This window comes from Clavibacter phaseoli (genome assembly GCF_021922925.1).
GTDB classification, from domain to species: Bacteria; Actinomycetota; Actinomycetes; order Actinomycetales; family Microbacteriaceae; genus Clavibacter; species Clavibacter phaseoli.
Genome location: NZ_CP040786.1, coordinates 2,671,434 through 2,697,921, shown reverse-complemented (window position 1 = coordinate 2,697,921; position 26,488 = coordinate 2,671,434). Strand labels below are relative to the sequence as shown.

Sequence of the window (26,488 nt, the reverse complement as noted above, 5' to 3'; positions counted from 1 at the left end):
GTCAGCTCGTCGGGCTGCTGCGGTCACCGCAGCGGGCGTGACCATCTTGGCCTTGTCCGCGTGCGCCGGCGGCGGAGGGGGCGCTGCCCCCACGGAGTTCACCGTCCTCGGCAACGTCGAGAACGAGGTCGTACCTAAAACCCTTCAAACGCTCGCCGAGGGTGCGTGCAAGACCGAGCAGGCGGCCATGCCGCTCAAGGTCGACACCGTGCCGCAGACGAACCTCAACCAGCAGGTCCAGCTCCTCGCCGGTCAGGGCGGCCTCCCCGTCATGTACGCCGTCGACACCAGCGAGCTCACCCTGCAGCTGAAGGAAGCCGGCAGCGGCGCCGACTTCAGCACCCTGTTCGACGAGCTCGGCGTCTCCGACAAGATCGAGCCCGCGGCGCGCTCCACCGTCGAGTCGCTCTACGACGGCGACTTCGTGGTCCTCCCCACCGAGTACAACATCGAGGGCGTCTGGTACAACAAGGCGCAGTTCCAGGAGAAGGGCGTCGCGGTCCCGGAGACCTGGGACGACCTGAAGGCAGCCGCGGCCGCCTTCGAGGCCGCCGGCGTCGTGCCGTTCTCGGCCAGCGGCGAACAGGGCTGGCCCCTCACCCGCCTCATCGGCAACTACATCGAGCGCGACCTCGGTCCCGATGCGCTGCAGAAGGTCAAGGACGGCGACGCGAAGCTGACCGACCCCGAGTACGTCGCCGCCGCTCAGGAGGTCGCGGACCTCGGCGCCGCCGGCTACTTCGGCGAGGGAGTCGGATCCATCGACTACGACACCTCGCTCAACCAGTTCCTCAACGGCAGCTCGCCCATGATCTACATGGGCAGCTGGTTGCTGAGCAACATCGCGGATCCGGAGGCCAACAAGATCGGCGAGGACAACGTCGGGTTCATGCCGTTCCCCGACGTCGACGGCGGCTCCGGCGACAGCAGCCAGCTCGTCGCCAACGTGGGTCTGCCCTTCACCATCAACGAGTCCGCGCTGAACGACGACAGCAAGGCCTGGGTGAAGTGCATCACCGAGAACTACGGCACGGTCGCTCTGCAGGACAGCAGCCGCATCTCCGGCTTCACCGTCGAGGGCGACGTCGAGACGTCGCCGCTCACCACCGAGGTGCGCGACCTCATCTCCTCCACGGACACCACCGTCCCGTGGTTCGAGGCGTACTTCTCCGCTCAGGCGACCACCACGTCGCAGCAGAACGCCGCCCAGCTCGTGACGGGTGCCATCACCGCTGAGCAGTTCATGACCCTCGTCCAGGGCGACCTGGACTGATCGACCCGGGCGCGGCTCACGGCACCGCCGTGAGCCGCGCCTCCACGCGCCCATCCGCACAGAAGGCAGCCCATGAACCCCCTCCTCGGAGACCGGCGATCGACCCTGATCCTCGTCGGACCCGCCCTGCTGATCTACAGCGTGGTGATGCTCGTCCCGATCATCGTCTCGATCGGGTACACCTTCACCTCCGGCAACGCCATCATCGGCTTCCAGTTCTCCGGCATCGAGAACTACGCCGAGCTCCTCTCCGACACCCGGGTCAGGGACGCCCTCCTGCTGACCATCCGCTACGCGATCGTGATGACCGTGCTCCAGGTCGGCTTCGGGTACCTCCTCGCGCTCACCTACGTCTTCATCCTCCGCAAGTGGTCGAGCTCGGTGCGCACGCTCGTGTTCTTCCCCGTCGTCCTGCCCACCGTCGCCGTCGCCCTGCTCTTCCAGCAGATGTTCGCCATCGCCCCGCAGAACGGCCTCGTCAACACGTTCCTCGAGGCCATCGGCCTGTCCTCCACCGACTGGTTCGGCGACGGCGGCACCGCGTTCCTCGTCATCATCGTCATGGACGTGTGGCGATCGATGGGCTTCTACGGAGTGCTCCTCTACGCCGGCCTCCTCGACATCCCCGACGAGATCTTCGAGTCCGCGCGCCTCGACGGCGCCTCCGGCTTCGGCCTCGTCCGGCGCATCGTCCTGCCGCTCTCGCTGCCCGTGCTGATCTCCTCGCTGATCTTCTCCATCAACGGGACGCTGAAGGTCTTCGACAGCATCCTCGCGCTGACCAACGGCGGCCCCGGCACCTCGACCAGCCCGCTGACGATCTACATGTTCGACACCGCCTTCCGCTACGGGCAGTACGGCTACGGATCCACGGTCGCCTTCCTCCTCACGATCGTCTCGCTCGCCGTGACGGTCGTCATCTTCCGCGCCAACCGACGCGACGCCACGAAGGGCTGACCGATGACCACCACCGCACAGCCGCGAATCGACGCACCCCGTCGCACCACTCGCCCCACGCGGCGACCCATGTCCCCACGACGACTGGTCGGCCGCATCGTCAGCGGCGCCCTCGTCGCCTTCCTGCTCGTCATCGTCGTCGGACCGCTGATCTGGATGGTCCTCGGCTCCTTCAAGACCCAGACCGAGTTCCTCGAGAACCCCGTCTGGATGCTGCCGCAGCAATGGAACCTCGACAACTACGTCTTCGCCTGGACGACGGGCAACTTCGCGCAGTACGCGTTCAACTCCGTCGTCACCGTGATCCCGTCGCTGTTCCTCGTCCTGCTCCTCGGCTCGATGGCCGGGTTCGCCCTCGAGGTCCTCGTCTGGAAGGGCCGCGGCGCCATCCTGCTCACGTTCCTCGCCGGCATCATGGTCCCCACGCAGATGATCCTGCTGCCGCTGTTCGCGGCGTACTTCCGCACCGGGCTCACGGGCACGCTCTGGCCGCTGATCATCACCTACACGGCGACGAGCCTGCCGCTCACGGTGTTCCTCATGGCGACCTTCTTCCGCGCCGTGCCGCGCGAGGTGTTCGAGGCCGCGACCCTCGACGGCGCCAGCATCATCCGCTCGTTCTTCCTGGTCGGCCTGCCCATGGTGCGGAACGCGCTCTTCACGGTCGGCCTCGTGCAGTTCTTCATGCTCTGGAACGACCTCCTCATCGCCCTCACCTTCACCAACTCCGGCTCCCTGCGCACCCTGCAGGTCGGTCTCCTCAACTTCACCGGCCAGTTCGGCTCGGTGCAGTACGGCCCGCTCTTCGCGGCCATCTGCCTCAACGTGATCGGAATCCTCGTGATCTACCTCTTCCTGAACAAGCAGGTCCAGAAGGGCCTGACGGCCGGCGCGGTCAAGGGCTGAGGCATGGCGCACATCGACGGCCCCATCCGCATCGAGCACCTCCGCGATCCGCTCGGCATCGGCACCGCCGCACCCCGGCTGAGCTGGCGCACCGCCGCGTCCGACGACTGGCGACAGACCGCGTACGAGGTCGAGCTCCGCCGCGGCTCCGACGAGCCCCTCACCGCGCTCGTCCGCTCGGTCGACCAGGTCCTCGTACCCTGGCCCTTCCCGCCGCTCGCCAGCCGTGATCGGGTCGCGCTCCGGATCCGCCTCCACGGCGAGGACGGCACGACGGGGGAGTGGAGCGCGCCGACCGCCCTCGAGACCGGGCTCCTGCAGCCCTCCGACTGGTCCGCCGCTCCCGTCGGCGGCAGCTGGCCCGAGGAGGCCGGCACCGATCGCCGCCCGTCGCGCGTGCGACGGCGCTTCCGCGCCGACGCCCCCATCGCCTCCGCCCGCCTCCACGCGACCGCCCACGGCGTCTTCGAGGCGGAGATCAACGGCGCGCGCGTCGGCGACGACGTCCTCGCGCCCGGCTGGACCTCCTACGCATCACGTCTGCGCTACCGCACCTACGACGTCACCGCCCTCCTGACCGAGGGCGACAACGTCATCGGCGCCTGGCTCGGCGACGGCTGGTACCGAGGACGGCTCGGCTTCAACGGCGGCTACCACGACCTCTACGGCACCGACCTCTCCTTCATCGGACAGCTCGAGATCACCCTCACCGACGGCACCGTCCAGCGCATCGCGACCGACGCCTCCTGGGAGGCCAGCCCGAGCCCCATCACCTTCAGCGGCCTCTACGACGGGGAGCGCTACGACCAGCGCCTCGACGACCCCGCGTGGACGACGCCCGCATCGGATGGCGGGGAGTGGACGCCCGTCGCCGTCGGCGCGCGCGACCCCGGGACGCTCGTCGCCACGGAGCAGCCGCCGGTGCGGCGCACCGAGGAGCTCACCCCCGTCGACATCCGCCGCACCGGATCCGGCGCGCTGCTCCTCGACTTCGGCCAGAACCTCGTCGGGCGCCTCCGCATCACGGTCGACGGCCCCGCCGGGCACGTCGTCACCCTCCGTCACGCGGAGGTCATCCAGGACGGCGAGCTCTACCGACGCACGCTGCGGATCGCCGCCGCCGAGGACACCATCACCCTCGCCGGCACCGGACCGGTCACCTGGGAACCGCGGTTCACGATCCACGGCTTCCGCTACGCGGAGATCACCGGGGCGCCGGACGGGTTCGACGCCTCCACCGTGACCGCGCTCGTCTGCCACACCGACATGGAACGCACCGGCTGGTTCGCGTCCTCCGACGCGGACCTCGACCGGCTGCACGACAACGTCCTCTGGAGCACGCGCGGCAACTTCGTCGACATCCCCACCGACTGCCCCCAGCGCGACGAGCGCCTCGGCTGGACCGGCGACATCCAGGTCTTCGCCCCCACCGCCTCCTTCCTCTACGACTGCTCCGGCATGCTCGGATCCTGGCTGCAGGACCTCGCCATCGAGCAGCTCCCCGATGGCACGGTGCCGTGGTTCATCCCGCGCATCCCCGGCGGCCCGTCCTGGGAGCCCATCGAGCCGGGCGCGGTCTGGGGCGACGCCGCCGTCCTCACCCCGTGGGTCCTCTACGAGCGCTTCGGCGACGCCGGCGTCCTCGCGAAGCAGTACCCATCCGCGAAGGCGTGGGTGGACCTCATCGTCTCCCTCGCCGGCCCCGACCGGCTGTGGGACGAGGGCTTCCAGCTCGGCGACTGGCTGGATCCGGCCGCACCGCCCGAGGACCCCGCCGACGCCTCCACGGACCGGTACCTCGTCGCCACCGCCTACCTCGCCCAGTCGACGCTGCACCTCGCCCGGACCGCCGAGGTCCTCGGGCTCGACGACGACGCGGCGCACTACGCGCGCGTCGCCGGGGAGGTGCGCGAGGCCTTCCGTCGCGCCTACGTCCTGCCCGACGGGGAGATGACGAGCGACGCGCAGACCGCGTACTCGCTCGCCATCGAGTTCGGCCTGGTCACGGGAGATGACGCGGAGCGTGCAGGCGATCGACTCGCCGAGCTCGTCCGCGACGCCGGCAACCGCATCGCCACCGGCTTCGCCGGCACGCCCCTCGTGACCGGCGCCCTCACCTCGACGGGCCACACGGACACCGCGTACGACCTGCTGCTCGAGCGCTCGTGCCCGTCGTGGCTGTACACGGTCGGCATGGGAGGCACCACGATCTGGGAGCGATGGGACAGCATGCTGCCCGACGGCACCGTGAACCCCGGCGAGATGACGAGCTTCAACCACTACGCCCTCGGCGCCGTCGCCGACTGGATGCACGGCACCATCGCCGGGCTCGCCCCGGCCGAACCGGGGTGGCGGCGCGTCCGCTTCGCCCCGCGACCCGGCGGCGGGCTCACCCACGCGAGCGCGCGACACCTCTCGCCCTACGGATCGACGTCGTCCTCCTGGCGGATCGTGGGCACCACCATGCACCTCACCGTGACGCTGCCCGTCGGCACCAGCGGGGACGTGCTGCTGCCCGATGGATCGACGTACGTCGTGGGGCAGGGGGAGCACGCGTTCACCGCGGCCGTGGCGGAGGTGCTCGTCACCGCGTGACACGCGCCGGTGCCGACGGGCGTCCGCGAGGGCGTCCACGGCCGGCCGGGGGTGGGGCTGACCCCACCCCCGATCCGGGAGCGGGCAGGATGGGGCCCGTGCCCGTCGCTCGCGAGGCTGGGATCATGAACGAGACATCGCCCACCACCGAGGCCGAATCGACGCCCGTGCCCCCCGAATCCCATCCCGCCGCACCCGCGGACGCGGACGCCGACGCCCGATCCGACGCGGACGCGGACGCGGACGACGCCACGCCTCCGACCTCGCGCCGCCGCTCCTTCTACGGCGACGCCTGGCGCCACCTCCCGCGCGACATCGGGTACCTCGCGCTCACCGCCCTGCTGCTCGCCACCGTCTACATCGCGCTCCCCTCGGCCGTCTACAGCCTCTTCGACTCTCTCCTGTGGTCCGCGTCCGGCCTGTTCGCGGCCGTCGCGCTCCTCGCCGCGCTGTTCGCGGCGCGCGGCCTCGGCGCCGTCGAGCGGGTGCGGATCGGGTGGGCCGAGCCCCGGCCGTTCCGCCCCGTCGACTGGACGCCGAGGTGGCAGCAGAACCGCGTCACGCGGATCCTCTCGGCCGTCGCGAGCCCGCACTACTGGCTGCACCTGCTGCACGCGGTCGTGGTCTACCCGCTGGTCTCCTTCGTGACGCTCGGCGCGGGCGCCCTGCTGGTCGCCGGGTTCCTCGGCCCGATCGGCGGCGGGATCGCCATCCTCGGCTACGGCTGGCGCTTCGAGCAGGCCCTCGTCGACCACGGCTACGACGCGCCCCGCACCTTCGCCCTCGCCGGCGTCCTCGGCGTGACGGCCATGATCCTGTCGGTCGTGCTGCTCCCGCTCTGGGCGCGCGGCGCCGTGCTCGCCCACTACTGGACCGACCACGCGCTCCTCGGCGGGTTCAAGTCCGACGTCCTCGAGCGCCGCGTGCAGGGCCTCGAGCAGTCCCGCGCCGGCGCCGTCACGGCCGAGGGCCAGACGCTCCGCCAGATCGAGCGCGACCTGCACGACGGACCGCAGCAGCGGCTCGTGCGCCTCCGCATGGACCTCGCGGCCGCCGAGCGCGCGCTGGACGCGGATCCGGAGCGGGCCCGCACGCTCATCGCCGAGGCCTCCGCGCACGCGCACGACACCCTCGAGGAGCTGCGCGCGCTGTCCCGCGGGTTCGCCCCGCCGATCCTCCTCGACCGCGGGCTGGTGGCGGCCCTCGAGGCGCTCGCCTCCCGCGCGACCGTCCCCGTGGCGCTCCACGTCCACCTGCCCGAGTCCCTGGTGCTCCCGACCGAGGTCGAGCGCAACGTCTACTTCACCGTCAGCGAGCTCCTCACCAACGTCGCGAAGCACTCCGGCGCGACCCGGGCGGACGTCACCCTGATGCTGATGCGCGACTTCGACGACACCCGGGTGCTCGCCGCGCGGGTGACGGACGACGGCCAGGGCGGGGCGTCCGTGCAGGAGGGCCACGGCCTCGAGGGGCTCCTCGGACGCATCGGCGCGCTCGACGGCGACGTGAGCATCTCCAGCCCGCTCGGAGGGCCCACGCGGATCACGGCGCGCGTGCCGCTCGTCACGCTCACGGGCGTGCCGACCGACGGATCCGCCGCACGCGGCGCCGACGGCACCGGCCCGGTCGCCGCATCGCCCGACCCCGCCGCGTGAGCATCCCGCTCGCTACGCTCGGGACCATGGACGACGGCCCGGATGCAGCGCGCATCCGGGCCGTCGTGGTCGACGACGCCGTGCTCCTCCGCGAGGGGCTCGCGCGCGTGCTCGTCGAGGCCGGCATCGACGTCGTCGCGCAGCACGCGGACGCGCAGGGCTTCCTCGCCGCGCTGGCCGACGACGCCCCCGACGTCGTCGTGATGGACGTCCGCATGCCGCCGACCTTCTCCGACGAGGGGATCCGCGCCACGGTCGAGGCGCGCCGCCGCGTGCCGGGGATCGGCGTGCTGCTGCTCTCCCAGTACGTCGAGGCCGCCTACGCCGAGGAGGTCTTCCGCAGCGGGACGGCCGGCATCGGCTACCTCCTCAAGGACCGGGTGACCCGGCTCGAGGAGATCGACGACGCCGTGCGCCGCATCGCGTCCGGCGGCACCGTGCTCGACCCGGAGGTGGTGACGCAGCTCATGGCCCGACGCCGCGACCCCCTCAGCGCGCTGACGCCGCGCGAGCGCGAGGTGCTCGCGCTCATGGCCGAGGGCCGCACCAACGCGGCGATCGCGCGGGCCCTCGTGATCGGCACGGGCGCGATCGAGAAGCACGTGACGAGCATCTTCTCCAAGCTCGGCCTGGAGGACACGGGCGAGGACCACCGCCGGGTCCTCGCCGTGCTCGCCTACCTGGGCTGACGCCCGGGCGATCCTGGCCGCCGCGGAGCGCGACCTCGCCCGGCGACCGCTGGGGAACGGCCGGCGCACGCTGTGATTGCTCTCAGCGAGCGCCCGAGCCCGCGGCCCCGGGCCACGATGGGCAGCGACCGGCTCGGGCGCGTCGGGCCGCGCCGCGCGCGCCGCGCCGATCCGGGGATCACGCGAAGGAGACCACCGCATGACATGGCAGATCAACGGGTTGCCGCTGCACCCCCTCATCGTCCACTTCGTGGTCGTCGCGTTCCCCACGGCAGCCCTCCTCATCCTCGTGTCGGCGATCTGGCCCGCCTTCGCGCGACGGCTCGGGATCATCACCCCGCTCGTGGCCCTCGCCTCCCTGATCGCGGTGCCGCTCGCGACCTCGTCGGGCGAGGACCTCGAGGAGAAGGTGCGCGGGAGCGCCGTCCTGGAGGCGCACACCGAGCTCGGCGACACGCTCCTGCCCTGGGCGGTGGCGGTCTTCGTCGTCGCGGTGGCGCAGTGGCTGTGGATCCGCCGCGTCGCCGCCCACGGATCCGGCCGCGCCGGGCGCCACATCCCGCGCTCCCGCCGCGTCGCGATCACGGCCGTGCTGGCCGTCGCCGTGGCCGTGTCCTCGGTCGGCGCCATCATCACGACGGTGCGGATCGGCGAGTCGGGCGCCCGCGCGGTCTGGTCGGACTCCGGCGCCGGCAGCGGCGGCGGCGACACCGGCGGTAGCGGCGACACCGGCGGGGACGGCGACGACGGGTGAGCCCCGACGCGACCCCGCTCCCCACCCACCCCGACGAGCCCCACGTCGGCGGCATCGCCGGCCGCCTGAACTGGCTGCGCGCCGGTGTGCTCGGCGCGAACGACGGCATCGTCTCCGTCGCGGCGATCGTGGTCGGCGTGGCCGGCGCGACGTCGTCGACCGGCGCGATCGCCACCGCGGGCATCGCGGGCCTCGTCGGCGGCGCGATCTCCATGGCGCTCGGCGAGTACGTCTCCGTCAGCAGCCAGAGCGACAGCCAGCGCGCGCTCATCGCGAAGGAGCGCGCCGAGCTGGCCGCGGATCCCGGGGCCGAGCTCGCGGAGCTGGCCGCCCTGTGGCGGGCGCAGGGCCTGTCCGACGCGACCGCGGCGCGCGTGGCCGAGGAGCTGACCGCCCGCGACGCCCTCGCCGCCCACCTCTCCGCCGAGCTGCACATCGACGAGGACGAGGTCGCGAGCCCCTGGCAGGCGGCGCTGTCCTCCGCGGTCGCGTTCCTCGCGGGCGCGATCCTGCCGCTCGTCGCGATCCTCCTGCCGCCCGCCGGGATCCGGGTGCCCGTCACGTTCGCGGTCGTGCTCGTCGCGCTGGCCCTCACAGGTGCGCTGGGCGCCCGGCTCGGCGGCGGCCCGGTCGGCCGCGCGACCGTCCGCGTGGTCGTCGGCGGTGCCGTCGCGCTCGCCGCCACCTTCGCCATCGGCAGCCTCCTCGGCACCGGCGGCATAGCCTGATCACCCTCCCTCGACCGAACGGAACCCCCATGCCCCTCATCCGCATCGACCTCGTCGAAGGCCGACCCGACGAGCAGATCACCGCGATCGGCGACGTCCTCATGCGCACGCTCGTGGACGTCTACGGCCTGCCGGAGCGCGACCGCTTCCAGATCGTCACCGAGCACGCGCCGGGTCGGCTCACGGCCCTCGACGTCGGCCTCGGCATCGACCGCTCGGAGCAGGTCGTGATCATCCAGATCTTCACGCAGGCGGGCCGCAGCACCGAGGAGAAGCAGGAGTTCCTCCGCACCCTCGCCGCCTCCCTCGCCGAGGTCGGCGTCGCCGGCGACGACCTCGTCATCGGCTTCGTGGAGAACACCCCCGCCGACTGGTCCTTCGGCTTCGGCCGAGCCCAGTACGTTACCGGGGAGCTGCAGAAGCCCGGCAGCTGATCCCGCCGGACGCCTGGCGCCCGCATATGAAAGAATCTGCGCATGGATGCGGATAGGAGATGCGGGCGCCACGTCGACAGCCCGTACGTCGAGCTGGCCGTCGAGGTCTTCGCGATGCTCGCGGACGCGACGCGGGTGCGGATCGTGCTGGCGCTCACGGACGGCGAGCTCGCCGTGAACGACCTCGCGGAGCGCGTGGGCAAGTCTCCCGCCGCCGTCTCGCAGCACCTCGCGAAGCTGCGCCTCGCGCGCGTCGTCGCGACCCGGCAGGAGGGCACGCGCGTGTTCTACCGCCTGACGGACGAGCACGCGCGGCAGCTCGTCGCGGACGCGATCTTCCAGGCCGAGCACCAGCTCGCCGGCACCCCTGCCCACCACCACGATGGCGCCAGCCGTGCTGACCGCCCTGCGTGACCGCGGGATCCAGGCGGCGCTCCTCTCCGCGGTCCTGTTCGGCGCCGGCACGCCCGCCGCGAAGCTCCTCCTCGACTCCGTCAGCCCGTGGCTCCTCGCCGGGCTCCTCTACACGGGCTCCGGGATCGGGCTCGGTCTCATCCGGCTGATCCGCCGGTCCCCGCGCGTGCGCCTCGCGAAGGACGAGCGCCTGCCGCTGGCGGGCGCGATCGTGTCCGGCGGGATCCTCGGCCCCCTCCTGCTGCTCGTCGGCCTCGCGGGCATGCCCGCGTCGGGCGCGTCGCTGCTGCTGAACGCGGAGGGCGTCGCGACGGCCCTGCTCGCCTGGTTCGTGTTCCGCGAGGCCTTCGACCGCCGCATCGCGCTCGGCATGGCCGCGATCGTCGCGGGCGCCGTGGTGCTCACCGTCCCGCAGGGGATCGAGCTCGGCAGCGCGTGGCCCGCCCTCGCGATCGTCGGCGCGTGCGCGTGCTGGGGCATCGACAACAACCTCACCCGGAGGGTCGCGCTGAACGACGCGACGTGGCTCGCCGCGATCAAGGGCGGCGTCGCCGGACCGGTGAACCTCGTGCTCGCGTTCCTCCTCGGCGCCGAGCTGCCCGCGCCCGGGAACGTCGCCGCCGCTATGGCGGTCGGGTTCCTCGCCTACGGGGTCAGCCTCGTGCTGTTCATCGTCGCGCTGCGCCACGTCGGCACCGCCCGCGCGGGGGCCTACTACTCGGTCGCCCCGTTCTTCGGCGCGGTGCTCGCCCTCGTGCTCGGGGAGCCGGTCACCTGGCCGCTGGTGGTCGCGGGGATCCTCATGGGCATCGGCGTCTGGCTGCACCTCACCGAGCGCCACGAGCACGAGCACACCCACGAGGCGATCACGCACGACCACTGGCACGTGCACGACGAGCACCACCGGCACGCGCACGACGTCCCCGTGCCGGCGGGTACCCGGCACCGGCACGTGCACACGCACGAGCCGATCACCCACACGCACGAGCACTACCCGGACAGCCACCACCGGCACGAGCACTGAGGCCCGCTGTCCGGCGGGTCAGCTGGCGGGCGCCGCGGAGATCAGCGGCCGGATCCGGTGGAATGGCGGTCACGGTCGTGTCTCTCGTCGGTGGTCCGGTGCGCCGCAGGCATCTCATCGGCGCGGGATCACGGTCGCGGCTGCGTCTTGGAGCCGCCTATGGATGGACGCCCCTCTGGCCGTGATCCGCTGCGTCCCGGCTTCGAGGATCCACAGGTCCGGATGCGGCCGCCCTGACGCGGAGGATGTGCGGACCCTCAACCACCCGCACGTCGGACCCAGCCGCCGACGCGTCGCGCTGCCGGACCATCGGAGGATGACGACCCCCGACCTCGCCCGCACCCCGCGCTCGACCCCCGCGCACCGGTCGCCCCGCCGCTACGCCGCCTCGACCGTGCCCGCGGCCACCGGCCTGTTCTGGATCCTCAAGGTGCTCACGACCGGGATGGGCGAGACCGCGTCGGACTTCCTCGCGACGTCGTTCGACCCGGTGCTCGTGGTCGGCCTCGCGGGGCTCGCGTTCCTCGCCGCCCTCGCGCTGCAGTTCCGCGTGCGCCGCTTCATCCCGGCCGTGTACTGGCTCGCCGTGCTGATGGTGAGCGTCTTCGGGACGATGGTGGCCGACGTGCTGCACGTCGTGGTCGGGGTGCCGTACGTCCTCTCGACGGCGGCGTTCGCGCTCGCCCTGGCCGCGGTCTTCGCCGTCTGGTGGCGGGTGGAGGGCACGCTGTCGATCCACGCGATCACGACGCCCCGGCGCGCCCTCTTCTACTGGCTGGCCGTCTCGGGCACCTTCGCGCTCGGCACGGCGGCGGGCGATCTCACCGCCTCCACTCTCGGGCTCGGCTACCTGCCGTCCGCCGCGCTGTTCGCCGTCCTCATCGCCGTCCCCGCCGTGGCGTTCCGACGCGGGCGGATGGGCGCGGTCGCGGCGTTCTGGGCGGCCTACGTGATCACGCGCCCGCTCGGCGCCTCGATCTGCGACTGGCTCGCCGATCCCGTCGCCGCGCGCGGCCTCGGGCTCGGCACGGGGCCCGTGACGCTGGTCGCGCTGGCGCTGTTCCTCGGCCTGGTGGCGGTCGCCGCGGTCAGGCGTCGCGGGCCGCGCGCCGCCGCTGTCGCCAGTACGTGAGGGCGATGCCGCCCACGCTGATCACCACGATCCCGATGAGCACCACGTCGATGTACTTGCCCACGAAGTCGGCGACGCCCGGGATCCGGCCGAGGAAGAAGCCGAGCAGGATGATCGCCGTCGACCAGACGGCCGCGCCGAGCGCGTTGAACCCGACGAAGTGCGCGTAGCGCATCTTCCCGACGCCCGCGGCGACGGGCGCGAACGTGCGGACGACGGGCACGAACCGGGCGATGGTGACGGCCCAGCCGCCGAACCGGTCGAAGAACCCCTGCGTGCGGGCCACGCTGGCACGGCTGAAGATCCCGCTGTCCTTCCGCTCGAAGATCCGCGGCCCGGTGCTGCGGCCGATGACGAAGCCGAGCTGGTCGCCGAGGAACGCCGAGGCGGCCACGAGGAGGATCACCACCGGAACGGGCAGCCCGATGACGCCGGTGGCGACGAACACGCCCACGAAGAACAGGAGCGTGTCGCCGGGCAGGAAGAAGCCGATGAGCAGGCCGGTCTCCACGAACGCGATGAGGCAGACGAGGGCGACGGCCCAGGGTCCGGCGCCGTCGAGCAGCGCCTGGGGGTCGATCATGGGTGGTCCTCACGGTGTGCGGTCGGGGGCAGGTGGATCTCCGCGGCGAGGCCGTGGGGGCGGACGTCGCGCAGCAGCAGGGTGCCGCCGGCGGCGCGGGTGAGGCCGTCGACGATCGCGAGGCCGAGGCCGGCGCCGCTGCCGCGGCCGCTGCGCGCGGCGTCCGGGCGGGTGAACCGGTCGGTGGCCACCGCGAGGAACGACTCCGGCATGCCCGGTCCGTCGTCGGTGACGGTGACCCGCAGGCCGTCGGGATCCTCCCGGAGCGTCGCGACGATCGCCCCGCCGTCGGGGGTCGCCCGCACGGCGTTGCCGAGGAGGTTGTCGAGGATCCGGCCGAGGTCGGCGGGCGAGACGGCGTAGCGGGCCGGGGTCGCGCCGGGGGCCGGGGGAGAGGCGGATGGGACCTGGAACTCGATGGCGAGGTCGCGCGCCCGCGCGAGCATGCGCGCCCGGTCGACCGCGTCGGCGAGCTCCGCGCGGAGGGCGGCGGCGTCCGCGCTGCCGGTCGACGCGCCCGCGTCGATGCGGGAGAGGAGCAGGAGGCCGTCGGTGAGCTCCTGGAGCCGGTCGACGGAGCGGCGCGCGTCCACGATGTCGGCGTGCAGCGCGTCCGGGTCGCCGCGCACCCGCTCGCTGAGCTCGAGCCGGGTGCGCAGCGCCGCGAGCGGCGTCCGGAGCTCGTGGCTGGCATCCGCGACGAGCTGGCGCTCGCGCTCGGCCGACTCGCGCAGGTCCGCGATGAGGTCGTTGAGCGTGGAGGCGAGCGCGGACAGCTCGTCGCGCGCCGGGCTCACGGGGAGGAGCTCGGCGGTGCGTCCGCGGCGCAGCAGGTCGGCCGTGGCGCGCATCCGCCCGACGGGTCGCAGCGCGAATCCCACGAGGACCCAGGAGGACAGCGCGAAGCCGACGATCAGGACGACCATGGCCACGACGAGCGTCGCGCTGATGCCGTGGACCACCGCCTCCTCCGTGGACCGGCTCTCCTCGATGGCGGCCGTCGACGCCCCGCGGCGGACGAGGTCCAGCGTGGAGGCGTCGAGGACGTGGTCGAGCTGCTCGCGCACCACGACCGCCACGACGGCGAAGAACGCGACCGCGATGGCGAGGCTGCCGAGGGTGATCCGGACGCGGACCCCGAGCCGCCGCCAGCTCACGTCGTCGGCCCCAGCCGGTAGCCCACGCCGCGGCGGGTGACGATCTCCACCGACGCGCCGCTCGCGAGGAGCTTCCGGCGCACGTAGCTCACGTACTGCTCGGCGATGTTGTGCGCGACGAAGTCCGTCGAGCCCCAGACCTCCTCGAGGATCCCGTCCCGCGACACGAACCGGCCGGCGCTCGCCGCGAGCACCCGCAGCACCCCGAACTCCTTCGGGCTGAGCGGCAGCGTCGTCGTGCCGACGGTGGCCGTGCGCGCCGGGACGTCGACCCGCAGGTCGCCCACGAGGATCGGCGCGCGCTGGGCGGCGCGCTCGCGGCGCACCATCGCCCGCAGCCGCGCCGACAGCTCCTCGAAGTGGAACGGCTTCGCGAGGTAGTCGTCGGCCCCGGCGTCGAGGCCGAAGACGCGGTCCTCGAGGGCGTCGCGCGCCGTGAGCATGATCACGGGGAGCGAGAGCCCCGCGGCGCGGAGGTGGCGGCAGAGCTCGAAGCCGCTCATGCCGGGCAGCATGACGTCGAGGATCGCGGCCGAGTGCTTGCGCTCGCGGGACGCGGTCAGCGCGTCGAGGCCGTTCGTGTAGAGGTCGACGTCGTAGCCGTCGCCCGTGAGGCCGCGCACGAGGAGCGCGCCCATCTCGGCGTCGTCCTCGACGACCATCACCGACTCGCGCATGGGACCTCCTCCGCCATGGTGGCACCGGCGTCCGCCCGGGCGGCGATCCGGTGGCGCCGATGTGCGGGATCTCAGCGTCGTGGGATGGATCCGGAGGCCGTGTTCGGGTGCGCGCCCGCCGACGCCCCGCGCGCGGCGGCAGCCGGCAGGTACGCGGCACGGCCGACGGCCCGCACGGACCGACTGCCCTGTGCGCGGGAGCAGCGCTCCCGTACGGTCGACGGATGACCCGACGCATGGCCGACGCCGCCTTCCGCACCGCTCAGGAGGGCGAGGCCGCCACCGCTGTGCACATGGCCCCGATCGCCGCGTTCGTCGCGGGCATCCGCGATCGCGACGGCCGCGGTTGGGCCCCGGGCATCGCCCCACACCACGGTGGCGTCGACGCGCGCGTCCTCAGCGTCCTCCGCGATCCGGGGCCGGCGACGCAGGTCGGCGTCGGGTCCGGCTTCCTCAGCGTCGAGAACGACGATCCGACGGCCGAGCGCCAGGCGGTCCTGTTCGCCGAGCACGGGATCCGTGACCGCGACGTCCTGCCGTTGAACGCCTACCCCTGGTACATCAACGCGGCCCCGAACGCGGAGCAGGGCCGGGCGGGCGCGCAGGTGCTCGTCGAGCTGATCCGCCTGCTCCCGCATCTCGAGGTCGTGCTGCGCCAGGGCCGCGACGCCGAGCGGATCTGGGACCGCGCGCTCGTGCTCGATCCGGCGCTCCCGGGACCTGGCGTCGAGGTCGTGCGCACCATCCACCCCGGGCGCCAGGCGCTCTTCCATCGGGATCCCGCAGTGCGGGCCGAGCGGCAGGCGCACCAGGTCGCCGCCTTCGCGCGCGTCGGCGCGATCCTCGCCGCGCAGCCCACCACGTGACGGACCCCGTCGACCCCGCGCGCGTCCGCACGATCCGCCGGGTCCTCGTCGTCGTCTTCGCCCTCCTCGCGGTCAGTCAGGCGGTGGTCGGCGTCCTGGCCTTCACCGTGACGGACGGCTCCGACTCCACCGGGCCCCTGGGCGTCGTGATGCTCGTCAGCGCGGGCCTCTCCGCGACCCTGTCGATCCTGTTCGCGGTCGTCCTGCGGCGCTCGCGGTAGTCGCGCGCGTCCGCTCAGCCCAGCTCGCGCTCGGCGGCGAGCCGGATCCGGGTGGGCACCGCAGCATCGTACGAGGGGCGCGTGCGGGGCTGAGCCCCGCACGCGCCCCGTCGCGTCTCCGCTGGTGGCGCTAGTCGGCGTCCACCACGATGACCGTGACCACCGGCGTGCGGCGGTGGCGGCGCTGGAGCCAGCGCTGCAGGCCGTCGCTCATGGCGCGCTCGGCGGCGACGCCGTCGAGGTGGCGCTTGGCGGCCGCGTTCTTGAGCGCGGTGCTGATGGCGGCCTCGGCCTCGGGGATCCAGCCGTCGTGCTCCACGAAGCCGCGCGTGATGAGCTCGGCCGGGTGGATGAGCTTCTGCTCCTTCTCGTCGAAGATGCCGAGCACGGTGATCTGCCCCTCGGCGGCGAGCGTGCGGCGCTCCTCGAGGGCCTCCTCGGTCGCGACGCCGATGGTCATGCCGTCGACGAAGACGTAGGGCGCGGGCACGCGGCCGGAGATCGAGGCGCGGCCGTTGACGAGGTCGACGCTCACGCCGTCCTCGATGACGAGCGCGTTCTTGACGCCCGTGCTCTCGGCCAGGGCGGCGTTGGCGACGAGGTGGCGCCACTCGCCGTGCACGGGCAGCACGTTGCGGGGCTTGACGAGGTTGTAGCAGTAGACGAGCTCGCCGGCGCTGGCGTGACCGGAGACGTGCACCTTCGCGTTGCCCTTGTGCACGACGTCGGCGCCCCAGCGGATCAGGCCGTTGATCACGCCGTAGATGGCGTTCTCGTTGCCGGGGATGAGGGAGCTGGCGAGGAGGATCGTGTCGCCCTCGCCCACCTCGATGATGTGCTCACGGCGCGCCATGCGGCTGAGCGCCGCCATCGGCTCGCCCTGCGAACCCGTGCAGATGAGCGTGACCTTGTCGTCCGGCAGCTTGTTCAGCGCCTTGAGGTCGATGACGAGGCCCTTGGGGATGCGCAGGTAGCCGAGGTCGGACGCGATCTTCATGTTGCGGACCATCGAGCGGCCCACGAACGAGACCTTGCGGCCGTACTGCTCGGCGGAGTCGAGCACCTGCTGGATCCGGTGCACGTGGCTCGCGAAGCTGGAGACGACGATGCGCTTGGGCGCCGTGCGGAACACCTTCTCGATGGCGGGCGTGAGGTCCTTCTCCGCGGTCGTGAAGCCGGGGACCTCCGCGTTGGTCGAGTCGGTGAGGAAGAGGTCCACGCCCTCCTCGCCGAGGCGGGCGAACGCGCCGAGGTCGGTGAGGCGGCGGTCCATCGGGAACTGGTCCATCTTGAAGTCGCCCGTGTGCAGGACCATGCCGGCGCCCGTGCGGATCGCGACGGCGAGGCCGTCGGGGATGGAGTGGTTCACGGCGACGAACTCGAGGTCGAACTTGCCGGCGGCGATCCGGTCGCCCTCCTTCACCTGGCGGGTGACGGGCTTGATCTTGTGCTCCTCGAGCTTGGCGCTGATGAACGCGAGCGTGAGGCGGGATCCGATGACGGGGATGTCGGGCCGCTCCTGCAGGAGGTAGGGGACGCCGCCGATGTGGTCCTCGTGGCCGTGCGTGAGGACGATGCCCGTGATCTTGTCGAGGCGCCCGCGCAGGGTGCTGAAGTCGGGGAGGATCACGTTGATGCCGGGCTGGCTCTCCTCGGGGAAGAGCACGCCGCAGTCGACGATGAGCAGCTCGCCCTCGTACTCGAACAGCGTCATGTTGCGGCCGACGTCGCCGAGGCCGCCGAGGGGCGTGACGCGCAGGCCGCCGCGGGGCAGGCGCCCGGGCTTGGCGATGTCGAGGGCGTGGGCGTGGGAGGTGGGAGGCATGGTGCCTTTCTGGTCCGGTCGTGCGGGTGATGCCGAGGTGCGCGGATCGTGCTCGCGCGGTTCGTGCGTGGAGACGGTGCCTCCGGTGATGTCAGGGGGCCGTCCGCGAGGACGGGTGGTGCGGCGCCGGGTCGCGGGCGACGGGGGCGGGAGCGATGCGCGCCGTGCGGATGCCGTCGCGCTCCCGGTCGGATCGGGGACCAGCCGGTGTCGGCGGGGTCCGGTGTCACGGTGGTGAGCGGCGGCGCGCGATGCGCGGTCACCGACGAGTCTCCCATGCCCGCGCCGCGGAGTCCGCCGGGCGCCCCGCGCGCCCGCCAGCCGACCCGACGTGACGGCAACCCTCCCCTTGCGTTAGGGTCGGGTCCAGGAGCCCCGCTCCGATCCCCTTCCCCCTCACGTCCGGCGGCCCACCCGGCCGCCCGTCACCCGCGCACCGACGCGCCCCCGACCTCATCCGAGCGGGCATGACGCCCGCCACAGAACGGAGCCCATCCATGGCCTCATCCGCATCCATCACGACCGCCGTCCCGGCCGCGACCGTGCGCCCGCCCAGCCCGACCGTCCTCCAGGCGCTCAGGAGCCACCGCCTCCTCAGCCGCGAGGTGCTCGCCGGCCTGGTCGTCGCGCTCGCGCTCATCCCCGAGGCGATCTCGTTCTCGATCATCGCCGGGGTCGACCCGCGCGTCGGCCTGTTCTCGTCGTTCGTGATGGCCGTCTCGATCGCGTTCCTCGGCGGCCGGCCCGCCATGATCACCGCGGCCACGGGCGCCATCGCGCTCGTCGTGGCGCCGGTCGTCCGCGACCACGGCCTCGACTACCTCATCGCCACGGTGATCCTCGGCGGCCTGCTGCAGATCGTGCTCGGCCTCCTCGGGGTGGCGAAGCTCATGCGCTTCATCCCGCGCAGCGTCATGGTCGGGTTCGTCAACGCGCTCGCCATCCTCATCTTCTCCGCGCAGATCCCGAACCTCGTCGGCGTGCCGTGGCTCGTCTACCCGCTGGTCGCGGTGGGCATCGCGATCATCGTGGTGATGCCGCGGATCACGAAGGTCATCCCGGCGCCGCTCGTCGCGATCGTCGTGGTCACCGTCGCGGTGGTCGTCACCGCGCTCGCCGTGCCGACCGTGGGCGACCAGGGCGCGCTGCCCGACAGCCTGCCGAGCCTGTTCATCCCGGACGTGCCGCTCACGTTTGACACGCTGCGGATCATCGCGCCGTACGCGCTCGCGCTGGCGCTCGTCGGGATCCTCGAGTCGCTCATGACCGCCAAGCTCGTCGACGACATCACCGACACCCCCTCGCGCAAGACCCGCGAGACGCTCGGCCAGGGCGGCGCCAACATCCTCTCGGGCCTCTTCGGCGGCATGGGCGGCTGCGCGATGATCGGCCAGACGATGATCAACGTGAAGGCCTCCGGCGCCCGCACCCGCATCTCCACGTTCCTCGCCGGCGTCTTCCTGCTGATCCTCGTGGTCGGCCTCGGCGACGTCGTCGCGATCATCCCGATGGCCGCGCTCGTGGCCGTGATGATCATGGTCTCGGTCGGCACGTTCGACTGGCACAGCATCCGGCCGTCGACGCTCAAGCGCATGCCGGTCGGCGAGACGCTCGTCATGGTGCTCACGGTGATCGTCGTGGTGCTCACCGACAACCTCGCGATCGGCGTCATCATCGGCGTGATCGCCGCGATGATCGTGTTCGCCCGCCGCGTCGCGCACTTCGCGACCGTCGAGCGCACCGTGCGGGCGGACGCCGACGGCGTCGAGACCGCGCACTACCGGGTGATCGGCGAGCTGTTCTTCGCCTCCAGCAACGACCTCACCACGCAGTTCGACTACGCGGGCGACCCCGAGCGCGTCGTCATCGACATGACCGGATCCCACGTGTGGGACGCCTCGACCGTCGCAGCCCTCGACGCCATCACGTACAAGTACGAGCGCCACGGCAAGCGGGCCGTCATCAGCGGGATGAACGACTCGTCCGCCGCGATGCACGGCCGTCTCGCGGGGGAGCTCGGCGCCGGGCACTGACCCGGGCCGCCCAGCCGGGCCCGCTCGATATCGTGGGCCCACCCGCGTGACCCGCGCGGCGTTCGAGGAGGAGCCCCCATGAGCAGCTACGCCGTCACCGATCCGACCACCGGCGAGACCGTCGCCGAGCATCCCGAGATCACCGACGCGGAGCTGCAGGCGGCGATCGGCGCGGCCGAGGGCGCGTACCGCGGCTGGTCGCGCCGCACCACGATCGCCGAGCGGGCCGCCCTCGTCGCCCGCGTCGCCGAGCTCCACGTGGAGCGCCGGGACGAGCTGGCGCGGATCATCGTGCGCGAGATGGGCAAGCCGCTCGACCAGGCGCTCGGCGAGGTCGACTTCGCCGCCGACATCCAGGCGTACTACGCCCGGAACGCCGAGGAGTTCCTCGCCGACGAGGCGATCGAGCTGGCCGACGGCACCGGATCCGCGTTCGTGCGCCGCTCGGGCGTCGGCGTGCTGCTCGGGATCATGCCGTGGAACTTCCCCTACTACCAGGTGGCCCGGTTCGCGGCGCCGACCATCGTCACGGGCAACGCGATCCTGCTCAAGCACGCGCCGCAGTGCCCCGAGTCGGCCGCGGCGATCCAGCGCATGTACCGCGACGCGGCCGCCGAGCTCGGCGCCGACCCGGGCGTGTACGTGAGCGTGCTCGCGACGAACGCGCAGATCGAGGGCGTGATCGCCGACCCGCGCGTGCAGGGCGTCTCCGTGACGGGATCCGAGCGGGCGGGCGCCGCGGTCGCGGAGATCGCGGGCCGGCACCTGAAGAAGGTCGTGCTCGAGCTCGGCGGATCCGACCCCTTCCTCCTCCTGTCGACCGACGACCTCGACGCCGCGGTGGCGGACGCGGTGGCCGCCCGCCTCGACAACAACGGCCAGTCCTGCAACGGCGCCAAGCGCTTCCTCGTCATCGACCACCTCTACGACGACTTCGCCGCGCGCTTCACCGCGCAGCTGACGGCCGCGCAGCCCGGGGACCCGATGGCCGATGGCACCCTGCTCGGCCCGCTCTCCTCGCGCGCGGCGACCGAGCGGCTCGCCGAGCAGCTGGCCCGCGCGGTGGAGCAGGGCGCGACCGTGCTCGCGAGCGGCGAGCCGGTCGGCAACATGTTCCCGCCGGCGGTGCTCGCCGACGTGACGCCCGAGATGGACGCCTATCGCGAGGAGTTCTTCGGACCCGTCGCCGCGCTCTACCGCGTGCATTCGGAGGAGGAGGCGGTCGCGCTCGCGAACGACACCCCGTTCGGCCTGGGCTCGTACGTCTACACGACGGATCCGGAGCAGGCCATGCGGGTCGCCGACGGCATCGACGCGGGCATGGTCTGGGTCAACCTCGTGCTCGGCGACGCGGCCGAGCTGCCCTTCGGCGGCGTGAAGCGCTCGGGCTCGGGCCGCGAGCTCGGCCGCCACGCGGTCGACGAGTTCGCGAACCGGAAGCTGATCCGGATCGCGTGAGCGGCGGCGGGGACGGCGGCGCGGCCGTCCCCGAGCCGGCCGTCCCATACCCTCCACCTATGAGGGATCCCCGCGCGTCGACCCTGCGCCCACGCTCGCGCGCCTGGCTGCTGGGCTGGCTGAGCCTCCTCGGCCCGGTGGGCGTGGTCGCCTCCATCGCGCTCGGGCAGCTGCTCCGCGAGCCGCAGCTCTACGTCGGGGCGTTCCTGTCGTCGGTGCTGTCGATCGTGACCTGCATCCTCGGCATCGTCACCGTCCGGCGCGGGATCCGCGACGCCCGGCAGCACCCGGCGGAGCGCCCGCGCCTCATCGGAGGCGGCATCGCGATCGGGCTCATCGGCAGCGTCGCATCCGGCCTGGTGGTCCTCGTGATCGGCTTCTTCCTCCTCGCGCTCTCCCAGTACCGCTGGGCCTAGCGGCCGGACAGGGCCTGCGCTGGCCCGTCCGTCGGAGCCGTGCGCTCCGCCACCGCGGCGGCCAGCCCGGCGGCGATGACGTCGACCGGATCCGGAAGGGCGGAGATCACGGTGGCGAGCTCACGGCTCCGCGCGCGGTAGGACGACGTGCTCAGCACCTCGCGCACGGCACGCCGGATGGCCGACGGCCGTGGCGTCCCCGTGCGCAGGTCGCGGCCGCAGCCCGCCCAGGCGACGCGCGCCGCGACCTCGGGCTTGTCCTCCGTGGATCCGGCGACCACCAGCGGGAGGCCGTGCGCGAGCGCCCGCTGCACGCCGCCGAAGCCGCCGTTGGTGACGACCGCGCCGCAGAGCGGCAGGAGCAGGTCGTAGGGGAGGAACTCGGCCACGCGCGCGTTCGCGGGCAGGGGCGCGCCGAGCGCGCGCTCGACCTCCGCGACCGGGCGGCCGCCCGTGGACGCGACGACGAGCACGTCCTCGTCGGCGAGGGCACGGATCGTCGGGGCGATGAGCCGGCCGGGATCCGCGTTGTCGATGGTGCCCTGCGTGACGTGCACGACCGGGCGGCCGCTCCGCAGATCCGGCCACCAGCCCGGCAGCGTCGCGTCGTCGGCCGGGCAGCCGTGATCCCGCAGCGGGCCGACGAAGCGCACCGTGCCGGGCAGCTCGCGGCGCGGGTACTCGAGGTCGGCGACGCTCAGCTGGAAGAGGCCGTCGAGGCAGCGGTAGGCGAAGTCGAAGGTGTCCGTCCGCGAGGGCGGCGCGCCGATCCCGGCCAGCACGGCGTCCACCTCGCGCCGGAGCGGACGCGTGAGCCCCGGGCGGATCGCCGCCGCCAGCGCCCGGTCCCGGACGCGGCCGAGCGGCCCGCGACCGGGCGGGAGGGCAGCGCCGAACGGGGCGGCGTCGACGGTCGCAAGCGTGACGGGCGTGGTCGCGATGCCGAGGACGGGGAGGCGCTCGGCCCGCGGGAGGGCGACGTACGGCGCGAGGCCGGTGAAGGCCGACTCGCCGAGCACCGCGTCGAACCGGCCCTCCTCCAGGAGCGCGCGCAGGGCGCGGTGCTGCCCGGGGATCACGCGGACGAACACCGCGAGCATGCCCTCGCGGATCGCCGCGACGCCCCGCGCGGCCGACGCCTCGGCGAGGAGGCCCTGGAGGTCGGCGTCGTCGAGGTCGACGTCCGCCGGCAGGGGCGCGAAGCGGAGGCCGGCGCCCGTGACCAGGTCGCGGTGCTTCGTGCCCGTGAGCAGCGTGACCTCGGCCCCGCGCGCGACGAGGCCGCGGCCGACCGTCACGAGCGGCGCGAGGTGGCCGTAGATCGGCGGGGCGCAGAGCAGGTAGGAGGGCATGGCGGGGCTTCCGTTCGTGGTGCGGGCGCGTCTCGGCGACGCGTCGCCGGGCGGGGTCGGGTGCCGGCGGCGGTGGTCGCGGCGGCGGGTGCGGCGGCGGCGGGCGCGGGTGGCGATGCGGGTGCGCCGGGGTGCTCGGAGCCGACCGGATCCGCGTGCAGCAGCCGCTGCACCCCCACGGTGCCCGCCACGAGCGACGCGACGACGGCGAGCCCGGCCGCGCACGCGGATCCCACCACGAGCACGCCGCACAGGAGCGGCAGGCGGGGCGGCAGCGGGCGACGCACGGACGGGACTCCTCGGTCATGAGCGCGGGGAGCCCGCGGCAGGCGGTGCACCGTATCGACCGGCTCCGGGAGGTCGGCTGATCCGTCCACACGGAGCGGAGCCGGGGCGGGGCCGGGGCTGTCCCGCGGCGATGCGCGCGCCCGTGGGCTCCGACGATGGACCTCGTCGCGCACCCCTTCTCGACCATCGACTGGGACGGCGTGCCGTCGACGGTGCACCCAGGCGAGACGGGCGAGGCGGTGTGGCGCACCGTCGAGATCGGCGCGACGCGCCTCCGCCGGGTCGACTACGCCCCCGGCTACCTCGCCGACCACTGGTGCTCCCGCGGCCACGTGCTCCTCGTGCTCGAGGGCGAGCTGCGCACCGAGCTCGACGACGGGCGCGTGTCCGTGCTCACCGCCGGGCAGAGCTACCAGGTGGGATCCGGCATGGAGGCCCACCGGTCGAGCACGACCACGGGCGCGCGGCTCTTCGTCGTCGACTGACGCGCGCGCCGGGGCCGCCCGTGTCGCCGTGTGACGCGCGCGTTCGCGGGGACGGCCCCGCGGGCGGCATCGTGTCCGCATGGTGGAGGTCACGACGGCGCCGATCGAGGAGATCCGCGGCCAGCGCACGAGCATCAAGTGGACGCGGTTCCCCGCGGACGTGCTGCCCCTGTTCGTGGCCGAGATGGACTACGCGATCGCCGAGCCCGTCGTCGAGGAGCTGGCGCGGCGCGTCCGCGCGTCCGACGTCGGCTACCTCGACGGACCCGGCCCGCTCGCGCCCGCGTTCGCCCGGTTCGCGCGCGACCGATGGGGCTGGATCGTCGACGAGCGCCGCGTGCGCATCGCCACCGACGTGAGCGTCGGCATCGTCGAGACGCTGCGGCTCGCGGTGCCGCGCGGCGGACGCGTCGTCGTCACGCCGCCCGTGTACCCGCCGTTCTTCGAGCTGGTGGAGGAGGCCGGCGCGCGCGTCGAGGAGGTGCCGCTCCTGGTGGCCGACGGCCGCGCCTCCCTCGACCTCGCGGGGCTCGAGCGCGCCTTCGCGTCCGGGGTCGACGCGTTCCTCCTCTGCAACCCGCACAACCCGATGGGGCTCGTGCACGACGCCGCGACCCTCGCCGCCGTCGCCCGGCTGGCCGCCCGCCACGACGTGCTCGTGATCAGCGACGAGGTGCACGCGCCGCTCACGCTGCCGGGCGCGACCTTCACGCCGTTCGCGCCGCTGGCCGAGTCGCTCGGCGCCAGCTCCGTGTGCGTCACGTCGGCGAGCAAGGGCTGGAACCTCGCGGGCGCCAAGTGCTCGCTCGTCATCGCGGGGGATCCGCGCACCCACGAGCTCCTCGACGGCTTCGTCGAGGAGGTGGCCTGTCGCACGAGCATCCTCGGGCTGCACGCGAACGTCGTCGCGTTCTCCTGTACCGACTGGCTCGACGATGCCATCGCCCGAATCGTCGCGAACGACCGCCTCCTCGCCTCCCTCCTCGCCGAGCACCTGCCCGGCGTCGTCCACCACCGCCCCGCCGCCGGCTACCTCGCCTGGCTCGACCTCCGCCCGCTCGGCCTCGGCGCCGATCCCGCCGCGGTGCTGCTCGAGCGGGCTCGAGTCGCCCTCAACGCCGGCCACTGCTACGGCACCGGGGGCGCCGGCCACGCCCGCCTCAACCTCGCCTGCGATCCCGACGTGCTGCGGGAGGCCGTGCGGCGGATCGCGGCGGTCGTCGGATCCGGCCGCGCCGCCGATCCCGGCCCCGCGCCTGCTGGCGCCGCGCCGCCTGCCGCTGCCGCGCCCGCGCCGGCCGCCCCGCCCGACCCCCTGTGCGCATCCGCCCCCGCCCGCATCCCCGCCCACGTCGCCACCCACCGAGGAGCCCCCGCATGACCGACCGCATCCTGACCACGCACGCCGGCAGCCTCCCGCGCACGCCCGAGCTGACCCGGCTGCTCGTCGCCCGCGACCAGCGGCGCGCGTTCGACGCGGACGAGCTGGCGGAGGTCACCGCGTCCGCCGTCGCCGACACCGTGCGCCGGCAGCTCGAGACCGGCCTCGACATCGTCAACGACGGCGAGGTGCCGCGCGTCGGCTTCTCGACCTACGTGCTCGAGCGCATCGACGGGTTCGGCGGCGCCGGGCACCGGAAGCCCACGCTCGACTCGATCAAGTTCCCCGAGTACGCCGCGTTCCAGGCGAAGCAGATCGTGGAGGGCGCCGACGTCGCGCGGGTCTGGGATCCGCCGGTCGCCCAGGGGCTGCTCGAGTACGACCCCGCGCTCGCCGGGATCACGGAGGACCTCGACGGCTTCGACCGCGAGCTCGCCGTGCAGGCCGGTCGCAGCCTCGCGCCCGCCGGCACGTTCTTCTCGGCGGCGACCCCGGGGATCGTCTCGACGACCCTGCTGCTCGACGCCGCGAACCCGCACTACGGCGACGACCGCGCCTACGTCTTCGCGCTCGCCGACCAGCTCAAGCTCGAGTACGACGCCATCGTCGCGCGCGGCCACACGCTGCAGCTCGACGCGCCCGACCTCGCGATGGAGCGGGTGATCCAGTTCGGCGACGCCACGCTCGAGGAGTTCCTCGCCGCGGTCGACCTGCACGTCGACGCGCTCAACCACGCGATCCGCGACATCCCGCGCGAGAGGGTGCGCCTGCACGTGTGCTGGGGCAACTGGCAGGGCCCGCACCAGGACGACGTGCCCGTCGACGTGCTGCTCCCGCACCTGTACCGGGCGAACGTCGGCGCGTTCAGCATCCCGCTCGGCAACCCCGCGCACCAGCACGAGGCGCCGTCGTTCCGCGCGCACCCGCTGCCCGAGGGCGCGGTGCTCATCCCGGGCGTCGTGGACGTGACCACCAACTACCTGGAGCACCCGCAGGTGATCGCCAACCGGATCCTCGAGGTCGTCGACGCCGTGGGCGACCCGACCCGCGTGATCGCCGGCACCGACTGCGGCCTCTCGACCTTCGCGAGCTACGAGTTCGTCGCCACCGACGTGGCGTGGGCGAAGCTCGGCGCGCTCGTCGAGGGCGCGGCCATCGCCTCGCGTCGGGCGTTCGGCGCGTGAG

General features: G+C 73.3%; 25 protein-coding genes. 20 read left to right on the top strand and 5 right to left on the bottom strand.

Annotated elements, in window-relative coordinates; genetic code table 11:
- Positions 1 to 52 precede the first annotated feature (52 nt).
- The 12 genes from FGI33_RS12720 to FGI33_RS12665 all read left to right on the top strand — a co-directional run bounded on the left by FGI33_RS12720 (position 53) and on the right by FGI33_RS12665 (position 12,561).
- Positions 53 to 1,273: an ABC transporter substrate-binding protein gene (locus FGI33_RS12720; protein WP_237581979.1), complete on the top strand. Its 1,221-nt coding sequence runs from the start codon at positions 53 to 55 to the stop codon at positions 1,271 to 1,273.
- Between the two features lie 72 nt (positions 1,274 to 1,345).
- Entirely contained in the window at positions 1,346 to 2,230 is an 885-nt protein-coding gene (locus tag FGI33_RS12715; protein WP_119433891.1) for a carbohydrate ABC transporter permease, read from the top strand.
- Positions 2,231 to 2,299: 69 nt separating this feature from the next.
- On the top strand, positions 2,300 to 3,136 hold the full coding sequence (locus FGI33_RS12710; protein WP_237581978.1) for a carbohydrate ABC transporter permease: 837 nt from the start codon (positions 2,300 to 2,302) through the stop codon (positions 3,134 to 3,136).
- Between the two features lie 3 nt (positions 3,137 to 3,139).
- Entirely contained in the window at positions 3,140 to 5,731 is a 2,592-nt protein-coding gene (locus FGI33_RS12705; protein WP_119433893.1) for a glycoside hydrolase family 78 protein, read from the top strand.
- A gap of 125 nt (positions 5,732 to 5,856) precedes the next feature.
- Entirely contained in the window at positions 5,857 to 7,386 is a 1,530-nt protein-coding gene (locus tag FGI33_RS12700; RefSeq protein WP_119433894.1) for a sensor histidine kinase, read from the top strand.
- Positions 7,387 to 7,412: 26 nt separating this feature from the next.
- Positions 7,413 to 8,075 (top strand): response regulator transcription factor, encoded by a 663-nt coding sequence (locus FGI33_RS12695; protein WP_119433895.1) that lies wholly within the window; start codon positions 7,413 to 7,415, stop codon positions 8,073 to 8,075.
- Between the two features lie 199 nt (positions 8,076 to 8,274).
- Positions 8,275 to 8,829, top strand: coding sequence for a DUF2231 domain-containing protein (locus FGI33_RS12690; RefSeq protein WP_119434850.1), 555 nt, complete (start codon positions 8,275 to 8,277; stop codon positions 8,827 to 8,829).
- Positions 8,826 to 9,557, top strand: coding sequence for a VIT1/CCC1 transporter family protein (locus FGI33_RS12685; RefSeq protein WP_119434849.1), 732 nt, complete (start codon positions 8,826 to 8,828; stop codon positions 9,555 to 9,557). The genes FGI33_RS12690 and FGI33_RS12685 overlap by 4 nt, the downstream gene beginning before the upstream one ends.
- Positions 9,558 to 9,586: 29 nt before the next feature.
- Complete coding sequence (locus tag FGI33_RS12680; RefSeq protein WP_119434848.1) at positions 9,587 to 9,991, top strand: tautomerase family protein; 405 nt, start codon at positions 9,587 to 9,589, stop codon at positions 9,989 to 9,991.
- Positions 9,992 to 10,033: 42 nt separating this feature from the next.
- Entirely contained in the window at positions 10,034 to 10,405 is a 372-nt protein-coding gene (locus FGI33_RS12675; protein ID WP_119434847.1) for an ArsR/SmtB family transcription factor, read from the top strand.
- Positions 10,386 to 11,429, top strand: coding sequence for a DMT family transporter (locus tag FGI33_RS12670; RefSeq protein WP_237581977.1), 1,044 nt, complete (start codon positions 10,386 to 10,388; stop codon positions 11,427 to 11,429). The genes FGI33_RS12675 and FGI33_RS12670 overlap by 20 nt, the downstream gene beginning before the upstream one ends.
- A gap of 316 nt (positions 11,430 to 11,745) precedes the next feature.
- Positions 11,746 to 12,561: a COG4705 family protein gene (locus FGI33_RS12665; protein WP_119434845.1), complete on the top strand. Its 816-nt coding sequence runs from the start codon at positions 11,746 to 11,748 to the stop codon at positions 12,559 to 12,561.
- On the opposite strand, the gene FGI33_RS12660 is transcribed toward FGI33_RS12665, so the two are convergent.
- Genes FGI33_RS12660 through FGI33_RS12650 form a run of 3 tightly spaced genes read right to left on the bottom strand, consistent with a single transcriptional unit; the run spans position 12,518 to position 14,978 of the window.
- The gene (locus tag FGI33_RS12660) at positions 12,518 to 13,144 is read right to left on the bottom strand and encodes a DedA family protein (protein ID WP_119434844.1); all 627 of its coding nucleotides are present in this window, start codon (positions 13,142 to 13,144) and stop codon (positions 12,518 to 12,520) included. The two genes, FGI33_RS12665 and FGI33_RS12660, sit on opposite strands and share 44 nt — an antisense overlap.
- On the bottom strand, positions 13,141 to 14,301 hold the full coding sequence (locus tag FGI33_RS12655; protein WP_237581976.1) for a sensor histidine kinase: 1,161 nt from the start codon (positions 14,299 to 14,301) through the stop codon (positions 13,141 to 13,143). The genes FGI33_RS12660 and FGI33_RS12655 overlap by 4 nt, the downstream gene beginning before the upstream one ends.
- Positions 14,298 to 14,978, bottom strand: coding sequence for a response regulator transcription factor (locus FGI33_RS12650; RefSeq protein ID WP_119434328.1), 681 nt, complete (start codon positions 14,976 to 14,978; stop codon positions 14,298 to 14,300). Before FGI33_RS12650 ends, FGI33_RS12655 begins: the two co-directional genes overlap by 4 nt.
- 224 nt (positions 14,979 to 15,202) lie before the next feature.
- Between FGI33_RS12650 and FGI33_RS12645 the strand changes: the two genes are divergently transcribed.
- Both FGI33_RS12645 and FGI33_RS12640 read left to right on the top strand, forming a co-directional pair.
- Positions 15,203 to 15,844, top strand: coding sequence for a uracil-DNA glycosylase (locus FGI33_RS12645; protein WP_119434329.1), 642 nt, complete (start codon positions 15,203 to 15,205; stop codon positions 15,842 to 15,844).
- Positions 15,841 to 16,065, top strand: coding sequence for a hypothetical protein (locus FGI33_RS12640; RefSeq protein ID WP_119434330.1), 225 nt, complete (start codon positions 15,841 to 15,843; stop codon positions 16,063 to 16,065). Before FGI33_RS12645 ends, FGI33_RS12640 begins: the two co-directional genes overlap by 4 nt.
- Before the next feature lie 130 nt (positions 16,066 to 16,195).
- On the opposite strand, the gene FGI33_RS12635 is transcribed toward FGI33_RS12640, so the two are convergent.
- Positions 16,196 to 17,890 carry a ribonuclease J gene (locus tag FGI33_RS12635; protein WP_119402038.1) on the bottom strand — a complete coding sequence of 565 codons (1,695 nt, stop codon included), beginning with the start codon at positions 17,888 to 17,890 and terminating at the stop codon, positions 16,196 to 16,198.
- A 497-nt stretch (positions 17,891 to 18,387) separates the two neighbouring features.
- Here FGI33_RS12635 and FGI33_RS12630 point away from each other — a divergent pair, with 497 nt between their 5' ends.
- The 3 genes from FGI33_RS12630 to FGI33_RS12620 all read left to right on the top strand — a co-directional run bounded on the left by FGI33_RS12630 (position 18,388) and on the right by FGI33_RS12620 (position 21,797).
- Positions 18,388 to 19,923 (top strand): SulP family inorganic anion transporter, encoded by a 1,536-nt coding sequence (locus FGI33_RS12630; protein WP_119434331.1) that lies wholly within the window; start codon positions 18,388 to 18,390, stop codon positions 19,921 to 19,923.
- A 78-nt stretch (positions 19,924 to 20,001) separates the two neighbouring features.
- Positions 20,002 to 21,381, top strand: coding sequence for an NAD-dependent succinate-semialdehyde dehydrogenase (locus FGI33_RS12625; protein ID WP_119434332.1), 1,380 nt, complete (start codon positions 20,002 to 20,004; stop codon positions 21,379 to 21,381).
- Between the two features lie 59 nt (positions 21,382 to 21,440).
- A complete protein-coding gene (locus tag FGI33_RS12620) occupies positions 21,441 to 21,797 on the top strand; it encodes a hypothetical protein (protein WP_119434333.1) in 357 nt (118 codons plus the stop codon).
- On the opposite strand, the gene FGI33_RS12615 is transcribed toward FGI33_RS12620, so the two are convergent.
- Positions 21,794 to 23,149: a nucleotide disphospho-sugar-binding domain-containing protein gene (locus FGI33_RS12615; protein WP_237581975.1), complete on the bottom strand. Its 1,356-nt coding sequence runs from the start codon at positions 23,147 to 23,149 to the stop codon at positions 21,794 to 21,796. The genes FGI33_RS12620 and FGI33_RS12615 overlap by 4 nt on opposite strands.
- 443 nt (positions 23,150 to 23,592) lie before the next feature.
- Between FGI33_RS12615 and FGI33_RS12610 the strand changes: the two genes are divergently transcribed.
- From FGI33_RS12610 to FGI33_RS12600, 3 genes are all read left to right on the top strand, one after another.
- Positions 23,593 to 23,922 carry a DHCW motif cupin fold protein gene (locus FGI33_RS12610; protein ID WP_119435564.1) on the top strand — a complete coding sequence of 110 codons (330 nt, stop codon included), beginning with the start codon at positions 23,593 to 23,595 and terminating at the stop codon, positions 23,920 to 23,922.
- A gap of 79 nt (positions 23,923 to 24,001) precedes the next feature.
- Complete coding sequence (locus FGI33_RS12605; RefSeq protein WP_237581974.1) at positions 24,002 to 25,303, top strand: MalY/PatB family protein; 1,302 nt, start codon at positions 24,002 to 24,004, stop codon at positions 25,301 to 25,303.
- Positions 25,300 to 26,487: a cobalamin-independent methionine synthase II family protein gene (locus FGI33_RS12600; protein WP_237581973.1), complete on the top strand. Its 1,188-nt coding sequence runs from the start codon at positions 25,300 to 25,302 to the stop codon at positions 26,485 to 26,487. The genes FGI33_RS12605 and FGI33_RS12600 overlap by 4 nt, the downstream gene beginning before the upstream one ends.
- Position 26,488: the final 1 nt, after the last annotated feature.

Coding starts and splice junctions, on each gene's coding strand:
- FGI33_RS12715 (WP_119433891.1), top strand. CDS start 1,346: ATGAACCCCCTCCTCGGAGACCGGCGATCGACCCTGATCCTCGTCGGA.
- FGI33_RS12710 (WP_237581978.1), top strand. CDS start 2,300: ATGTCCCCACGACGACTGGTCGGCCGCATCGTCAGCGGCGCCCTCGTC.
- FGI33_RS12705 (WP_119433893.1), top strand. CDS start 3,140: ATGGCGCACATCGACGGCCCCATCCGCATCGAGCACCTCCGCGATCCG.
- FGI33_RS12700 (WP_119433894.1), top strand. CDS start 5,857: ATGAACGAGACATCGCCCACCACCGAGGCCGAATCGACGCCCGTGCCC.
- FGI33_RS12695 (WP_119433895.1), top strand. CDS start 7,413: ATGGACGACGGCCCGGATGCAGCGCGCATCCGGGCCGTCGTGGTCGAC.
- FGI33_RS12690 (WP_119434850.1), top strand. CDS start 8,275: ATGACATGGCAGATCAACGGGTTGCCGCTGCACCCCCTCATCGTCCAC.
- FGI33_RS12680 (WP_119434848.1), top strand. CDS start 9,587: ATGCCCCTCATCCGCATCGACCTCGTCGAAGGCCGACCCGACGAGCAG.
- FGI33_RS12675 (WP_119434847.1), top strand. CDS start 10,034: ATGGATGCGGATAGGAGATGCGGGCGCCACGTCGACAGCCCGTACGTC.
- FGI33_RS12665 (WP_119434845.1), top strand. CDS start 11,746: ATGACGACCCCCGACCTCGCCCGCACCCCGCGCTCGACCCCCGCGCAC.
- FGI33_RS12660 (WP_119434844.1), bottom strand. CDS start 13,144: ATGATCGACCCCCAGGCGCTGCTCGACGGCGCCGGACCCTGGGCCGTC.
- FGI33_RS12650 (WP_119434328.1), bottom strand. CDS start 14,978: ATGCGCGAGTCGGTGATGGTCGTCGAGGACGACGCCGAGATGGGCGCG.
- FGI33_RS12645 (WP_119434329.1), top strand. CDS start 15,203: ATGACCCGACGCATGGCCGACGCCGCCTTCCGCACCGCTCAGGAGGGC.
- FGI33_RS12635 (WP_119402038.1), bottom strand. CDS start 17,890: ATGCCTCCCACCTCCCACGCCCACGCCCTCGACATCGCCAAGCCCGGG.
- FGI33_RS12630 (WP_119434331.1), top strand. CDS start 18,388: ATGGCCTCATCCGCATCCATCACGACCGCCGTCCCGGCCGCGACCGTG.
- FGI33_RS12625 (WP_119434332.1), top strand. CDS start 20,002: ATGAGCAGCTACGCCGTCACCGATCCGACCACCGGCGAGACCGTCGCC.
- FGI33_RS12620 (WP_119434333.1), top strand. CDS start 21,441: ATGAGGGATCCCCGCGCGTCGACCCTGCGCCCACGCTCGCGCGCCTGG.
- FGI33_RS12615 (WP_237581975.1), bottom strand. CDS start 23,149: ATGCCCTCCTACCTGCTCTGCGCCCCGCCGATCTACGGCCACCTCGCG.
- FGI33_RS12610 (WP_119435564.1), top strand. CDS start 23,593: ATGGACCTCGTCGCGCACCCCTTCTCGACCATCGACTGGGACGGCGTG.
- FGI33_RS12605 (WP_237581974.1), top strand. CDS start 24,002: ATGGTGGAGGTCACGACGGCGCCGATCGAGGAGATCCGCGGCCAGCGC.
- FGI33_RS12600 (WP_237581973.1), top strand. CDS start 25,300: ATGACCGACCGCATCCTGACCACGCACGCCGGCAGCCTCCCGCGCACG.